The sequence below is a fragment of the Alkalicoccus halolimnae genome (assembly GCF_008014775.2).
Classification (GTDB): Bacteria; Bacillota; Bacilli; order Bacillales; family Salisediminibacteriaceae; genus Alkalicoccus; species Alkalicoccus halolimnae.
The window spans coordinates 1936683-1951407 of sequence record NZ_CP144914.1 but is presented as its reverse complement, the minus strand read 5'-3'; the positions used below and the strand labels follow the sequence as shown (position 1 = coordinate 1951407).

Genomic DNA, 14725 nt, shown 5'->3' with positions numbered 1-14725 from the left:
ATTAATAGAATATTTAAGAGAAAGAAGGAATAAAATCGATGAAGCGATCCTGGATAAATGAAGCTGAAATATTTTCGAAAAATTTTTTTGCTCATGATACAAGTGGTCATGATTGGGAACACACCAACCGTGTTAGAAATCAGGCAGTCGAAATAGCCAGAATTGAAGGTGCGGATACAGAATTATGTGAAATAGGCGCCCTGCTTCATGATGTTATTGATGAAAAGTTTCATTCTTCTAAATCAGAAGGAGAACTGGTCGTCCAAGCTTGGATGACGAAACAAGCCATACCGGAAAAACTGCAGACGAATATAATCAGCATGATTTCATCAGTAGCATTTCAGGGAGGGAATAATCAGTCTCCTCCTTCACTGGAAGGCGCAGTTATACAGGATGCAGACAGGCTCGATGCAATAGGGGCAGTTGGTATCGCCCGCTGTTTTATGTATGCAGGAAATAAAGGTACTCCTATGTATACACCCGGTCAGGCTGTTAGAGAGAGCATGTCGGAGGGAGACTACAGGGATCGTTCCGCGGCAGCTATTACTCACTTTTACGAAAAGCTGCTTCTTTTAAAAGATTTAATGAATACAGAAACGGGTAAAAAAAGAGCTGAAGTCCGTCATGAGCGTCTTCTTACATATTTGGATGACTTTTATAGTGAATGGGAAGGAACGACTTAGATTAATTCTGTAATGGAGCGGGTATAAATACAGCAAGACTGATATAATACTGGAGGAATAACCGATGCGTCTTAAAGGAAAAAAAGTTATTACAGTAATAGAGAATGATTTTGAAGATTCGGAACTTATCTATCCTCACTACCGTCTGAAAGAGGAGGGAGCTATTTCTCATATAGTAGGGAAAGAAGCAGAAAAAACCTACACAGGGAAAAACGGCGTTCCTGTAGTATCTGATTTGTCATTTGATCAGGCACGTATTGAAGAGTATGATGCGATGCTGATTCCGGGCGGATGGGCGCCGGATAAACTCCGAAGATATAAAGAAGTGCTCGAAATGGTCCATTTCATGAATGACAGCAAAAAAATTATTGGTCAGATCTGTCACGCGGGCTGGGTGCTGATTTCAGCAGATATTTTAAAAGGGGTTCAGGTGACAAGCACTCCAGGAATTAAGGATGACATGGTTAATGCAGGAGCTTACTGGCATAATGAAGAAATCGTGGTGGATGGACATATCGTTTCCAGCCGCAGACCTCCGGATCTTCCGGCTTACGGGAGAGCTCTTGTAGAAGCAATCGAATCAAGATAACAGGTGCGGCTGCTCTTTTGGAGCAGCCGTTCTATAGTTTCAAACTTTAAAAAGGGGCGGAAAAATGGTAAAAAAAAGCTCGCTTTATGCTGGAATAGAAAACGAACTAAATCTGGAGCAAATAAACAGTCATTTAAAAAACCGGCGTCTTCAGCACTATCTTTCTTTTTATGAATTCGATAAAACTAAATTTGCTGCCTACCGGGCAGGTTTCACAGAAGTTAATATTCGAAAAATTTTCTTTCAGCTGTTTTATTCAGAAGAAAACAAAGGAACGATACTGATTGTACATGGATACCTGGATCATTCCGGAGGGCTGTCCCGTACCGTGAATGTACTGCTTAAGGAAGGTTATAACGTTGCGGCTGTGGATCTTCCGGGTCATGGGATGTCTCAGGGAGAAGAAGGGCATATTTCTTCGTTTGATGAATATGCAGAAACTGTAAAAAAAGCTTATGATCTCATGAAATATTATCTTCCTTCGGGTGCTTGTTTTGGCCTTGGGCACAGCACCGGAGCGGCTGTTCTTTTTCAGGCAGCTTGTAATAAATGGGTTTTGTTTGACAAACTTCTGCTCGCAGCCCCACTGTATCTTCCCTTGCGCTGGCCTGCCCTGCGGGGATCGATGCGACTATTCGGAAATATAATCCCCCGGCAGAAAAGGAGGTTTAAAAGAAATTCCAAAGATAGGCAGTATCATGTTTTTACTAAAAAAGACCCACTGCAGGCTCAGTGGATGTATACAGAATGGTTGAAAGCTCTCGAAACCTGGCAATTACATATTAATGACTGTCCTTTGTACAGGGGCGATGTTTATATCATACAGGGAGGAAAAGATACGACAGTTGACTGGCGGAAAAATCTTCGTTTTTTCCGAAGAAAATGCAGTAATCTCCAGGTCTCTTTTTTTCCGCGTGCAAGGCATCAGCTTCTGAATGAACAAAGAAGCTTACGAAAAGCAGTGGAACATCAACTTTTAAACTACCTGCGCCGCTAATATCGGAAACTGGTTTATATCACGTGTTTTGTGATAATATAAGAAAAAAGCGGGATGCGGATTGTTTATAAGGTATTCAGGCCGCAAGCTTGATGAAAGCAAAGTATTTATATGTTGTTTTAAGTTTATTTCGAGCAGGTCCGCATAATAATGGTGCATGTGGTCAATCCATTTATTAAAGCCGCCTTCGATTTTGATTCCTCATTTGTCGGGAAGTTAGGATTTTATTGCAAATATACGGAATTGTAAACTTCCTCAGAGGGGGAGACTGCTATGATCCACAAAAGTCCATGAATAATTTACAACGAAGTTGAGTTCAGCTTCAATGACCCTCAAGTTGTTACGGAAATTGATGGGAGAAATAATCAAATTACATTAACGTTTGATGATGGACCGGGAAAGTATACAAACGATATTCTGCGTTCATTAAATAAAGAAAACATGAATGCTTACTTTTTTTGGCAGACGAGCCGGCTCTATGCTTCCCGGCCGTGGGAAAACTTATATAAAGAAGGGCACGGTCTTGGAAGCCATGGTCATCGCCATGTTGATTTTACACGCCTTTCTCCGGAAAAACAGTGGAAGCATTTACAAGTCAGTGTAAGAGAAATGACGCAAATTACTGGTATCAGCCCGGAGTTTTTCCGACCTCCTTACGGTAAATATAATAAAGATACTGTTGATGCCGCTTCCTCTCTGGGAATGAAAACTGTTTTATGGAGTCTGGCCTCTCTCGATTGGGAACTTAAACAATCCCCGGAATCGATTATCCGCAATATTACTGAGCATCTTAACCCCGGGGCTGTAATCCTTCTCCACGAATTTCGGCAGACAAGAGACATTCTGCCCGAGCTGCTTCAGGAGATACGAAATAGAAATTACAAGACCGCTTTATTATGAATGATTTTTTAAGCCGCTTCTTTTTATGTGAAGCGGCTTTTTAACAGTATATATTATGATAGAAAAGCATAAAACTTATATTTCACAGTCGTTTCATTACTGAATTTTTTCGTTTTTCCAGAAAAATGAATCAGAAGGCTGTTGTTAAAAAGAAGGCTGCCTTGAAAATAAAATTGATAAGTGATAAACGGGTCCTTTTGTTTCCATGGGCACACTTTCCGGGCGGGCCGGCCTCAGCTGATCCCTTCTTCCCTGCGGTCTGTGGATCTTCGGCTCGTCCTTTAGCGCCTCGTTGCCCCATGTGCCCGCCAGCTAACGTTTAAAAGGCCGGGCAGCATCTACCTTCGCATAGAGAAAACCCCTTCTTACCGGTTTAGAAGAGAAGTTTCATTCCTATAGAAGGCCATTTTCATCCATTATGGTGTTAAGATTTTGCATGAATGTCCCTGTTAAAGCTTCAACACAGCTAAAATGAAAGAACATGGTGGGCGGGAACCTGCGAATTATCTGATTTTAAAACAGCGGAGTGAGTTGCTCTGCAAACGTCTATTCGATAAACTTTAGAGAAGGTTCTGTGCGGAAAAGGAGAATGATTATGATAGGGAAAAAGCCCCTTGCGGAATTAATAGAAGAATTACGGAATGATCCACATATTGCCTACTGGCATGAAACAGCAGAACTCAAGGCGAAAACATCGCCGTTTCCTTCGAATCTTGATCAGACCTTGAAAGAGGCTCTGCAGAAAAGAGGCATTAAGGAACTGTATACCCACCAGCGGAGTTCGTATGATGCAGTGAAGCGCGGAGAAAATATAGTAGCTGTTACGCCGACTGCTTCCGGAAAGACGCTTTGCTATAACCTCCCAGTAGTGGATCGTTATCTGGAGCAGCCAAATGCGCGAGCTCTTTATCTATTTCCAACGAAAGCACTGGCCCAGGATCAAAAAACAGAATTAAATGAACTTGTTGATGAAATGGAAGTAAATTTGAAAAGCTATACTTACGATGGAGATACGCCTTCCAATATCCGTCAGGTTGTGAGAAAAGCCGGTCATGTAGTTATTACAAATCCGGATATGCTGCACGCAGCAATACTGCCGCACCACACAAAATGGATCTCTCTATTTGAAAATCTGGAAACCATCGTTATTGATGAGCTCCATACGTACCGGGGCGTTTTTGGTTCCCACGTAGCAAACGTCATCCGCCGTTTAAAAAGGCTGTGTGCTTATTACGGAAGTAACCCAACTTTTATCTGCACATCAGCCACAATTGCCAACCCGGAGGAACTTGCGGAAAATCTTCTCGGAGAAGAAGTGACCCTCATTGATAATAACGGAGCTCCGAGAGGGAAAAAGCATATAGCGTTTTACAATCCGCCGATCGTACATGAACAGTTGAATATACGGAAAAGTGCTACAAAAGTAGTTAATGAACTTGCGGCTTCCTTTCTAAAGGAAAAAATTCAGACGATCGTTTTTGCACGAAGCAGAGTCCGTGTCGAAATAATCTTAAGTCATCTTCAGCAGTTGATAAAAGACGAATATATGAAGCGCTCCATCAGAGGCTACAGAGGCGGCTACCTTCCAAACCAGCGGCGTGAGATTGAACGGGGCCTGCGAAGCGGAGAAACAATAGGGGTGGTAAGTACAAACGCCCTGGAGCTCGGTGTGGACATCGGACAGCTGCAGGTATGCGTTATGAGCGGGTACCCGGGTTCGATCGCCTCCAGCTGGCAGCAGGCAGGCAGAGCAGGCAGACGCCAGGAGGAATCGCTCGTCCTGATGGTAGCGAGCTCGACCCCTCTGGATCAGTACGTATTCAGTCACCCTGAATATTTTTTTGAAGGTTCTCCGGAATCTGCGAGAATTAATAAAGATAATTTAATCATTCTGATTGATCATATTAAGTGTGCCGCTTATGAGCTTCCTTTTCGGAAAGGAGAAGCCTTCGATGATCTCGCTTCCGAAGAGGTCGAGGAGCTGCTTGATTATTTAACAGAAACAAGGGTTCTTCACGAACGAGGGTCAAAGTGGTACTGGATGAACGATGCTTTCCCTGCCCATAATATCAGTCTGCGTTCTGCTTCTCAGGAAAACGTCGTCATTATTGACCAGACAGATACATCGGCCCATCGTGTCATCGGTGAAATGGATACATTCAGTGCTCTGACATTGCTGCATGACGAAGCGATTTACCTGCACGAAGGGACCCAGCATCAAGTGGAATTTCTGGACTGGGATGAGAAAAAAGCATTTGTCCGGCAGGTAAGTGTCGATTATTTTACGGATGCGAACCTGGCAGTTAAACTGACCGTTCTTGCTGTAGACAAAGAGAAAAAAGTGTCGGACGCCGTTATTCAGTATGGAGATGTAATGGTGACAGCGATGGCAACGATCTTTAAAAAAATTAAACTCGATACATTTGAAAATATCGGATCAGGCCCGATTCATCTGCCCGAGCAGGAACTCCATACAGAAGGGATGATGCTGGAATTTACGGCAGAACTTTTTGAAGAACTCGGGGAAGATGAAATTGAACAGGTTCTGATCGGGCTTGCCTATGTGCTTCAGCATGTCGCTTCAGTACATGTGATGTGTGACAAACAGGATCTGCATGCCGTTCCAGAAGTGAAATCTGTTCATGCAGAACTTCCTACTGTTTATCTCTATGACAGGTATCCGGGAGGCATCGGCCTTGCTTCCAAAGTTTTTGACCAGTCCCAGCTTGTTTTGGAAAAAGCTCTCGATTATGTCTGGCACTGTCCCTGCGAAGGCGGATGCCCTTCCTGTACTGGAATACCTGGTTCGGATGAAAGCATGAAGGTAAAAGCCTGGGTATTGAAGCTTTTAAGCTTTGTGAGCGAGGAGGAAGAAGAGTGAGCCTGAAAAAAAAGCTGATGAGAATGAAAACGCATTTACCGGAAGAAAAAGAAGCGGGCCCGGACGTATACGAATCGGCTGAAGATAAATCTGCCCTTTCCAATATTGGGTTTTATCCGTTTTATCTGGAAGACGGAAGATCCTACAGAAGAAAGATCGTTTATGAATGGAGTGACCCTTCGCTTTATGAAAGAATGAAAAAACTGGAGTCTTTCTGGCAGGGGGATTCAGAAGTTCACCCGCTTCAGTTTAAACAGCCGGTGGAAAAACTGCTTTTTTTTGACACGGAAACGACCGGGCTCTCCACCGGAGCAGGAACGGTCATCTTTTTAATCGGTTATGCAAGAGTGAATCCTCTTGGCATAGAAGTTACTCAGCATTTTCTCCCGGGACCTGAAAACGAAGCTGCCTTTTTAGGAGGGTTTCTGGAGGATTTTGAAGAAGATGATATCCTCGTTTCCTACAATGGAAAATCATTCGATTGGCCGCAGGTCCGTTCCCGTCATGCTTTTCTAAGAAGGGAGCTGCCTAAACTTCCGGAAACCGGCCATATTGATCTTCTCCACGCTGCGAGAAGGTTCTGGAAAGAGGAACTTCCGTCCTGCCGGCTTTCTATCGTAGAAGCAGAAAAGCTCGGTCAAAAGCGGACAGGTGACACTCCGGGGAGCCTGGCTCCGCTGCTTTATTTTGATTATCTGCAGTCGGATGATCCTGCACCTTTACAAGGAATTATTGATCACCATGACCAGGATGTACGCTCGCTCGTGCAGCTTTATACACTGCTCGCGGAAAAATTAACGGCCGAATCAACCCATACAAGCCCTCAGGAGCATGAGGCGGCCGCCCATTGGTGGGAATCACTCAAACAATTTAAAAAAGCAGAGTGGCACTGGCTTGAAGCGGAACGAAAAGCCGAAAAACCGTCCCAGCAGAGAATTTACCGCCTCGCCCTTAATAAAAGAAAGCAGAAGAAACCGGAAGAGGCCGTCGTTCTTTTGGAAAGGGTTCGAAAAAATCATTATCCGCTGCCTGAAGCGATGGAAGAGCTGGCAAAACTGTATGAGCATTATTACAAAAACATTTCCGAATCTCTTATCGTGACAGAAGAAGGACTGCGATTGGAGACAGACGTGCAGATAAAAGCCAAATTGAACAAAAGGCACGCACGACTAAGAAAAAAAGGGGATAAGCTTTAATGAATACCGGACTTCATACTAATTATAAAGATGTTCTAAGGAACTCATTTCCATTTGACCTTCTTACCGAAGAACAGTTCACAAGAATGCTCGATGAATCTTCACCGGCCTCTTTTAAAGAAAATGAATTTCTGTTTCACGAAGAAGATGAAGAAGTGGAAGTGTTTTTTCTGCTTCAGGGAATTGCTAAAAATGTGCTGCACCGCGACGACGGGCAGCACATTTCCGTGAGGTTCTATTATCCTGGAGATTTGATTGGTCTCATGATTCTGCTTGCAGGAGGACAGATGAATTTTTCAGTAAAGGCTCTGGAGGATTGTGAAACGCTCCGGTTTAAAAGAAATATCTTTCTTGATCTTATGGCAGAAAATGAAGCTTTCAGTGAAGTCGTGCTTACAGGTATCGGGGACCGGATGAAATCTCTTTATGATGAAATTAAAAAAGAGCGGAGCGTAAGTGACAGAGAAAATATCGGATTGTTCCGGACTCGTGTCCATATGATTATGGAAAGAGCCCGTACGATACGGGATAACTGCACGTTGGAACAAGCTGCTGAAATGCTTTCTGAAGAGAATTCTGCCGGGCTGGTGGCGGTAAATGAGGAAGGATCCCTCCAGGGAGTTTTAACGCAGCAGCACATTATCAGAGGGCTTCTGACCGGAGGCAGGAAGGAGCGGATTTCCCGGTGGATGGAAGACCGTCCGCAGACTATTCAGGAGCACGCTTTCAGCTATGAAGTGCTGACTTTCTTTAAGGATGATTACATTGACCTTGTTCCGGTGATGCGCGGAGAGAGTGTGGTCGGAATCCTCATGGCCGAATCCTTCCTCCAGCTGCAGGATTCGAAATATCTGCACCTTTCCTACAGGCTTCAGCATGCAGAGACGATAAAAGAACTTATGGCAGTGGCTCCCAAGTTTCATCCGGATTTTCACGCCTTCACAGAAGCACTGCTGAATGAACGGACGCATCCAACAGAAGTTTGCGAATTTATTTCCAGCTACAATGATCAGCTCCACCGAAAAGCGATTCAGTTTGCCCTCCGAGCGATGAAAAAAGAAGGATACGGTCCTCCGCCGATCAATTACTGTTTTATTGTTATGGGAAGTCAGGGGAGACGAGAACAAGCGTTCAGTACAGATCAGGACAACGGATTAATACTGGACAATTACAGGCATATGAAGAACTGGAGGCGCGTGGAAGATTACTTTCATCTTTTTGCGGCAAAAGTTAACAGGATTCTGGCTGATGCCGGTTTTCCGGAATGCAGCGGTGGAATAATGGCCCGGGAGCGGAAATGGTGCCGCGGGATTGATGAATGGAAAGAAGAAGTTTTCCGCTGGGTCAGGGAAAGTGAAAGCCAGGAAATAAGGGACTTCACGATTTTTATTGATTACCGGCCGATTTTTGGTGATTTTACGCTCGCAGAAAGGCTGCGGGAGGTCGTTACAGAAAGAATTCAGCATGGAAAGCTGATGCAGGCAATGCTGATGAAAGATACTCTGCGTTTCCGCGTACCAATTAACCCTTTTGGCAGAATGGTAGTCCGCGGGAAGAAAAAGACGATAGATATTAAAAAAGCGGCGCTGATGCAGATCGTCAACGGAGTCCGGATCTTCGCCATTCGTTACGGAGTAAACGAAGTCAGTACAACAGCACGCCTCGATGCTCTAGAAAAGCTGGAAGTCTTTCATCCAAGAGATGTGAAAAACGCAAAGCTGGCGATGGACGTACTCCACTACCACCGTTTGAAGCAGAATCTAAGGGAGCTGCGGTCCGAAAAGAAGCTGACGAATGAAATAGCTCCTTTCGATCTTGAAAAAGATGATCGAAGACAGCTGAAGGAAGCACTGATCATTTCCAAACGGCTTCAGCAGATGAGTGAACTCAGCTTCCAGAAGAGCAAAGGGATTTAATTATGTGGAGACACATGACAACCTACCTTTTAAAAGACCGCCCGAACTTTATCCGCTATCGTAAGAAGTGGATTACAGAGAACAAAGACAGCTGGCTTTACGCCCGCAAAAAGATAGAAGAAATAAACCGCCTGCCTCTCCCTGCCAACTGTGCATTGGAAAAAGCGGATTATACTATTTTTGACCTGGAAACGACCGGATTTACAGCTCCGCTCGGGGATGAAATTATTTCGATAGGAGCTCTGAAGTTTGAATCCACTCCGCTTGAAACTTATTATTCCCTGGTTCAATCGTGTAAACCCGTTCCTCCGGTTGTTTCTTCATTAACGGGCCTGACAGAAACAGAGACAAGTAAAGGGACAGCGTTTCCAGAGATGCTCTCCCAGTTTCTCGATTTCACGAAAAATCGTGTGCTGGTAGCTCATCCGGCAAGTTTCGATGTGCCGTTTATGGAAATAATGTGCAGAAAATGGCTGCTTCCTGAAGTGAAACTTCCCGTTCTGGACTCGTTCCAGCTGGCAGAACTGCTTTTTCCCGGAAAAGATAACAGCCTGGATGGATTTCTAAGGAGATTTCATATGCCGGTCATAGAACGTCACCATGCTCTGAATGATGCGAAAATAACCGCAGAAATATTTTCTGTTCTGCTTAACGAGGCCGCTTCCACAAAGTATAAATCCCTCTATTCGTTAATTCGGGAGACGAATGCCGTAGCTCGTAAAAGAAGGCGGATATAACCATTGCAAAATCCACCTGTTTTGCTTATGATCTTACTATTGATATGCAGGTGGTAAGCAGGCTTTTCCGTTCATTTGAGAGGGCTGTTTCCGGCAGGAGGTTTTCATGTATAATGTACTTGCAGTAAGCGGCTACAAGCCGCATGAACTTGGCGTTTTTCAGGAGAAGCATGAACAGCTTCCCTATTTAAAAAAAGCACTGAAAAGAAAGCTTAAAGAGACGATTGAGGCATTCGGAACAGAGTGGATCGTAACGAGCGGCCAGGCCGGAGTCGAGCTCTGGGCTGCAGAAGCGGTCCTGGAGTTGAAATCAGAAGGCGTTCCTGTAAAACTCGCTACGCTCGCTCCTTTTTATTCGCAGGAAGAAAGGTATCCGGAAGCCGTAAAGTCATTGTATGAAGAAATATGGAATAATAGTGACTATAAAGACTATATAACAAAAAGACCTTACGAATCACCGGCACAGCTGAAACAAAAAAATGAGTTTCTCGTATTGAAGACAGATGCTATGCTATTATTATATGATGAGAACATAGAAGGTACTCCAAAGTTTTACGAAGAAGCAGCAAAAAAACGCCAGCTCCGGGAAGATTACCCTCTTCATTATCTGACACCTGAAGATATTGAAGATCTGATCAGGGAAGAGCTGGATGAATGGAATTGACAGGTTTCCTGCAATTTGAAAAAATAGTACTAACATACTGATGAGGTGACGTGAATGGAAAGAATTTCTAAACTAACTAAAAATGATATTTATGAGCGCGAATTTAAAGCCAGTATGCGCGGGTATAATCAGGACGAAGTAGATCAATTCCTGGATGAAATCATTAAAGATTATGAAGCTTTCGAGAATCAGATTCAAAAGCTGGAAAAGCAGATTGAAGATTTAAAAGAGAACCGTCCGGTACGGGAAGGAGCCAAACCGATGCCTAAACCGCACCAGGCGGGCAATACAAATTACGACATTCTCAGAAGGCTTTCCAACCTGGAAAAACATGTGTTTGGAAGCCGGCTGAACGAATAGGCCGGATTTCTTGATACAAGTATATACAGATGGAGCCAGTGCGGGAAATCCGGGACCGGCAGGAGCTGGAATATTCATCAAAAGAAGCGGTAATCCTATAAAAGTGGCTTTTCCGCTTCCGGAAATGTCCAATCATGAAGCAGAGTTCCACGCCTGTCTGATAGCTCTTCGCAGGTGCAGGGAAGAAGGCTTTCTTATCGTATCTCTGCGGACGGATGCAAAGGTTCTTGTAGACGCTGTAGAAAAACGATATATAAAAAATCCACTTTTTGCTCCGTTATTAAAAGAGATACTCGAAATTATGGACACCGCCTTTGATCATGTTTTTATAAAATGGATTCCTGCATCCAAAAATGGCGAAGCTGACAAACTGGCTAAATCCGCTATTGTCAGGCCATCTGGAGAGAGGTAAACATTGATTTTTGATTTTTACCTGTGATATGATTACTAACGTTGTTGAGAACAACCATTTGTGTTCGGGTAATCGCTGCATGTTTACATGCAGAGGAAAGTCCATGCTCGCACAGCCTGAGACGGCTGTAGTGACCGCGCCTGACGAAATAATAAGTCAGGGCAGCCTGATAACGGCTGACGGCAGAAGAACTGCCTGCCTTCATTTTTATGGAAATGGCAGAAGCTTCTTGAAAGTGCCACAGTGACGGAGCTTTTCTGGAAACGGAAAAGGTGGAACGAGGTAAACCCCGCGAGCGAGAAACCCAAAATTAGGTAGGGGCACTCCTGAGAAGGAACGAAACGGATCAGGAGGCAGGGGTTGTTAACCTCCTGCAGACAGATGATTGCCGCTTTTGTACGAGGGTGACTCCCGATTGCAGTACGAAGTAACAGAACATGGCTTACGGAACACAAATGGCGTCCTTTGATATGCAACTGCCTCACGATGCACGGCGTCGTGAGGCTTTTTTTTCAATACACACGAGAGCCGAGGTAGATAGAATGAAACATACGTTATTAGCTACAGCGACAATGGGTCTGGAAGCCGTTGTCGGAAAAGAATTAAAACAGCTTGGTTTCGAAAACATTCAGGTGGAAAACGGCCGTGTCCGCTTTGAAGCGGATGATGAAGGAATTTCACGCGCCAATTTGTGGCTTCGCACGTCAGACCGGGTAAAACTCGTTATAGGGGAATTTAAAGCCTATACGTTTGATGAATTATTTGAGAAAACGAAAGCACTGCCATGGGCCGATTACATTGCGGGTGATGCAGAATTCCCGGTGCTGGGACGCTCTGTTAAGTCCACCTTGTTCAGCATTTCCGACTGTCAGGCGATTGTTAAAAAGGCGATAGTGGAAAAGCTGAAGCAGAAGCATGCGATTACCTGGTTCGAGGAAAAAGGCCCCCTTTCACGGGTGGAAGTCGCGCTTCACAAAGACACGGCGCTGCTAACTCTTGATACGAGCGGAGAAGGCCTCCACAAACGAGGCTACCGTCCGAATCAGAATCAGGCTCCGCTGAAAGAAACGCTGGCTGCGGCCATGATTCAGCTTGCCAATTGGCATTCAGACATTCCGCTTCATGATCCATTCTGTGGTTCGGGGACTATACCTATTGAAGCTGCGATGATGGCACAGAATATCGCACCCGGCGTGAACCGCTCGTTTTGTTTCGAAGACTGGATGTGGTTCCCTGAATCAGCGCATAAACGAATGCTTGAAGAAGCAGAAGATGTCGCGAAATACGATGAACCATTCGATATTACAGGGTCGGATATCGACCGGACTATGATTGAAACCGCCCGCAGAAATGCCATCGAAGCGGGATTTCCTGACCAAATATATTTCAAGCAGATGCAGGCACGTGATTTTTCTTCCAAACATGAAAAAGGAGTGCTTATCGGCAATCCACCTTACGGGGAGAGAATGACAGACAAGCAGGGAGTGGAGGAACTTTATAAAGATATCGGGACTATGATGCGGAATTATCCGCACTGGAGTGTCTATATTATTACTACCCACGAAGGTTTTGAAGGCCTGTACGGAAAAAAAGCTACAAAGAAGCGGAAGTTATATAACGGCAATCTAAAGACACATTATTATCAGTACTGGGGAGAGAAAATGCCTAGAAAATAGATGTTGTTTGCTATCTTTTCCTTTAGAAAAGTATAATGGGGACAGAGAGGAGGAATCGTGATGCTGTTGGATAAAAGAGGGCGTCCGTTCCGGGATTTACGTATCTCTGTTACGGATCAGTGCAATCTGCGTTGCCGTTATTGCATGCCGAAAGAAATATTTGATGATAACTTCCCGTTTCTTCCAAAAGATGAGCTGCTTTCTTTTGAGGAAATTTATAAAATAGCGAAAGCTTCCGCTGAAGTCGGAGATGTAAAAAAGCTGCGCATTACCGGCGGAGAGCCTCTCCTTCGTAAAAATCTGCCTGAATTAATTGAAATGCTGGCAGAAATTGACGGAGTGGAAGATATTGCGATGACAACGAACGGCATCCTTCTTCCAAAACATGCCCGGGCTCTGAAAGCTGCAGGACTGGACCGTGTTTCGGTAAGTCTGGATTCTCTGGACGATACTCGTTTTCAGGCAATTACCGGGCGGACAATGCGCGTCAGCCATGTTTTAAAAGGGATAGAAGCTGCACAGGAAGCCGGCCTTTCTGTAAAAATTAATACGGTTATTAAAAAAGGAATGAATGATGCAGACATTGTCCCCCTTGCTGAACATTTCCGCCATACGGACGTTACACTGCGCTTTATTGAGTATATGGACGTGGGCAATGCCAATGGGTGGAAGCTCGATCATGTGATTTCAAAAAAAGAAATTATTGAAAAGATCCATGCCGAACATCCTCTGGAAACGATTGCCCCCCATTACAGCGGAGAGACGGCGGACAGATTCCGTTATCAGGATGGAAGCGGGGAAATCGGAGTCATATCGTCTGTTTCCGATGCGTTCTGTCATTCGTGCAACAGGGCGCGCCTGACTGCCGATGGTCAGCTGCTGACGTGTTTGTTTGCCATAACCGGTACAGATTTAAGACAGGTGCTCAGGGATGATCAGGAAGCTGTTGAGGAGGCTCTGAAGAGGATCTGGCTGAAGCGGAATGATAACTATTCTGAAGAGAGGTTATCTGCGACCGGCCAGTCTAAAGGCAAAAAGCTGGAGATGCATCAAATAGGCGGTTAACTTCAACGAAAAGACATTACAAAAATCAATACGAAAAAGCGTCATGACAAAAATTCAGTCATGGCGCTTTTTACGGCGTTTACGCTAAAAATAAAGGTTACAAGAGCAGCTCGACGGCTGCCCGGCCTAAGACTTGTCGTGATAAAACATGATCCAATGTTTTAAGCCTCTCTCTAAAGACAGGTGAAACGTCTGGCTTTAGAAGGGGACTGTTCGATGAGGATAGATGGTTATTTTTTCTGCGGCTCATTAGGATTAAAGAGGTCGTTTGTTTCAAGGTGGGTAAAAACGATCTCCTCCATATCTTCATCGTAGTCGATCGTTATACCATCAAAATACCAGGCGTCTGCTTCCGTCACGTGAAAGTATATCTCTCCTGCAGTTACAGTAAGGGCTGGAGTATCCGGAAGACCGGGCTGTATTCCTGCGGAAAATCCCCCTGACCCGATGCCTCCGACCCTTACATACAGCCACAGGCTCTGTCCAGACTCCAGCTCTATTTCCTGTTTATAAAATGATGCGGCTTTTTCTGTAATAGTAAGATTCATTATTATTATCACCTCTATTTTTAAAGTATATCATGGAATGCAGCATGGATAATAAGCCCCGCGCATGAAATATTTAATTCAGTTGCGTATAATAAAAATTG

Annotated in this window: 14 protein-coding genes and 1 other RNA gene; 14 read left to right on the top strand and 1 reads right to left on the bottom strand. The window is 44.5% G+C overall.

The genetic code is table 11. From position 1 onward, the window contains the following. Window positions 1-38 precede the first annotated feature (38 nt). From FTX54_RS08880 to moaA, 14 genes are all read left to right on the top strand, one after another. A complete protein-coding gene (locus FTX54_RS08880; RefSeq protein WP_147802249.1) occupies window positions 39-683 on the top strand; it encodes an HD domain-containing protein in 645 nt (214 codons plus the stop codon). 64 nt (window positions 684-747) lie between these two features. After that, complete coding sequence (locus tag FTX54_RS08875; RefSeq protein WP_147802248.1) at window positions 748-1272, top strand: type 1 glutamine amidotransferase domain-containing protein; 525 nt, start codon at window positions 748-750, stop codon at window positions 1270-1272. A gap of 64 nt (window positions 1273-1336) precedes the next feature. Further along, window positions 1337-2269: an alpha/beta hydrolase gene (locus FTX54_RS08870; protein ID WP_147802247.1), complete on the top strand. Its 933-nt coding sequence runs from the start codon at window positions 1337-1339 to the stop codon at window positions 2267-2269. Window positions 2270-2563: 294 nt separating this feature from the next. Then, window positions 2564-3169: a polysaccharide deacetylase family protein gene (locus tag FTX54_RS08865; protein WP_147802246.1), complete on the top strand. Its 606-nt coding sequence runs from the start codon at window positions 2564-2566 to the stop codon at window positions 3167-3169. A gap of 595 nt (window positions 3170-3764) precedes the next feature. Further along, window positions 3765-6050 carry a DEAD/DEAH box helicase gene (locus FTX54_RS08860; RefSeq protein ID WP_147802245.1) on the top strand — a complete coding sequence of 762 codons (2286 nt, stop codon included), beginning with the start codon at window positions 3765-3767 and terminating at the stop codon, window positions 6048-6050. Continuing rightward, complete coding sequence (locus tag FTX54_RS08855) at window positions 6047-7246, top strand: ribonuclease H-like domain-containing protein (protein ID WP_147802244.1); 1200 nt, start codon at window positions 6047-6049, stop codon at window positions 7244-7246. The genes FTX54_RS08860 and FTX54_RS08855 overlap by 4 nt, the downstream gene beginning before the upstream one ends. Next, a complete protein-coding gene (locus FTX54_RS08850; protein ID WP_147802243.1) occupies window positions 7246-9162 on the top strand; it encodes a DUF294 nucleotidyltransferase-like domain-containing protein in 1917 nt (638 codons plus the stop codon). Before FTX54_RS08855 ends, FTX54_RS08850 begins: the two co-directional genes overlap by 1 nt. Window positions 9163-9164: 2 nt before the next feature. Continuing rightward, window positions 9165-9899: a 3'-5' exonuclease gene (locus FTX54_RS08845; protein ID WP_147802242.1), complete on the top strand. Its 735-nt coding sequence runs from the start codon at window positions 9165-9167 to the stop codon at window positions 9897-9899. 106 nt (window positions 9900-10005) lie between these two features. Then, window positions 10006-10563, top strand: a complete 558-nt coding sequence (locus tag FTX54_RS08840; protein ID WP_147802241.1) for an SLOG family protein — start codon at window positions 10006-10008, stop codon at window positions 10561-10563. Between the two features lie 54 nt (window positions 10564-10617). After that, window positions 10618-10923 (top strand): cell division regulator GpsB, encoded by a 306-nt coding sequence (gene gpsB / locus FTX54_RS08835; protein WP_147802240.1) that lies wholly within the window; start codon window positions 10618-10620, stop codon window positions 10921-10923. A 10-nt stretch (window positions 10924-10933) separates the two neighbouring features. Continuing rightward, complete coding sequence (locus FTX54_RS08830; RefSeq protein ID WP_147802239.1) at window positions 10934-11335, top strand: reverse transcriptase-like protein; 402 nt, start codon at window positions 10934-10936, stop codon at window positions 11333-11335. Window positions 11336-11395: 60 nt separating this feature from the next. After that, an RNA gene (rnpB, locus tag FTX54_RS08825) (RNase P RNA component class B) lies at window positions 11396-11785 on the top strand. 92 nt (window positions 11786-11877) lie between these two features. Further along, window positions 11878-13011 (top strand): THUMP domain-containing class I SAM-dependent RNA methyltransferase, encoded by a 1134-nt coding sequence (locus FTX54_RS08820; protein WP_147802238.1) that lies wholly within the window; start codon window positions 11878-11880, stop codon window positions 13009-13011. 60 nt (window positions 13012-13071) lie between these two features. Further along, window positions 13072-14076, top strand: a complete 1005-nt coding sequence (moaA, locus tag FTX54_RS08815; RefSeq protein WP_147802237.1) for a GTP 3',8-cyclase MoaA — start codon at window positions 13072-13074, stop codon at window positions 14074-14076. A gap of 230 nt (window positions 14077-14306) precedes the next feature. On the opposite strand, the gene FTX54_RS08810 is transcribed toward moaA, so the two are convergent. After that, window positions 14307-14624: a HesB/YadR/YfhF family protein gene (locus tag FTX54_RS08810; RefSeq protein ID WP_147802236.1), complete on the bottom strand. Its 318-nt coding sequence runs from the start codon at window positions 14622-14624 to the stop codon at window positions 14307-14309. Between the last annotated feature and the right edge of the window lie 101 nt (window positions 14625-14725).

What these genes read in the sequence shown, in the direction of transcription:
- FTX54_RS08880 (WP_147802249.1), top strand. Translation starts at nt 39, where the DNA reads ATGAAGCGATCCTGGATAAATGAAGCTGAAATATTTTCGAAAAATTTT.
- FTX54_RS08875 (WP_147802248.1), top strand. Translation starts at nt 748, where the DNA reads ATGCGTCTTAAAGGAAAAAAAGTTATTACAGTAATAGAGAATGATTTT.
- FTX54_RS08870 (WP_147802247.1), top strand. Translation starts at nt 1,337, where the DNA reads ATGGTAAAAAAAAGCTCGCTTTATGCTGGAATAGAAAACGAACTAAAT.
- FTX54_RS08860 (WP_147802245.1), top strand. Translation starts at nt 3,765, where the DNA reads ATGATAGGGAAAAAGCCCCTTGCGGAATTAATAGAAGAATTACGGAAT.
- FTX54_RS08850 (WP_147802243.1), top strand. Translation starts at nt 7,246, where the DNA reads ATGAATACCGGACTTCATACTAATTATAAAGATGTTCTAAGGAACTCA.
- FTX54_RS08845 (WP_147802242.1), top strand. Translation starts at nt 9,165, where the DNA reads ATGTGGAGACACATGACAACCTACCTTTTAAAAGACCGCCCGAACTTT.
- FTX54_RS08840 (WP_147802241.1), top strand. Translation starts at nt 10,006, where the DNA reads ATGTATAATGTACTTGCAGTAAGCGGCTACAAGCCGCATGAACTTGGC.
- gpsB (WP_147802240.1), top strand. Translation starts at nt 10,618, where the DNA reads ATGGAAAGAATTTCTAAACTAACTAAAAATGATATTTATGAGCGCGAA.
- FTX54_RS08820 (WP_147802238.1), top strand. Translation starts at nt 11,878, where the DNA reads ATGAAACATACGTTATTAGCTACAGCGACAATGGGTCTGGAAGCCGTT.
- moaA (WP_147802237.1), top strand. Translation starts at nt 13,072, where the DNA reads ATGCTGTTGGATAAAAGAGGGCGTCCGTTCCGGGATTTACGTATCTCT.
- FTX54_RS08810 (WP_147802236.1), bottom strand. Translation starts at nt 14,624, where the DNA reads ATGAATCTTACTATTACAGAAAAAGCCGCATCATTTTATAAACAGGAA.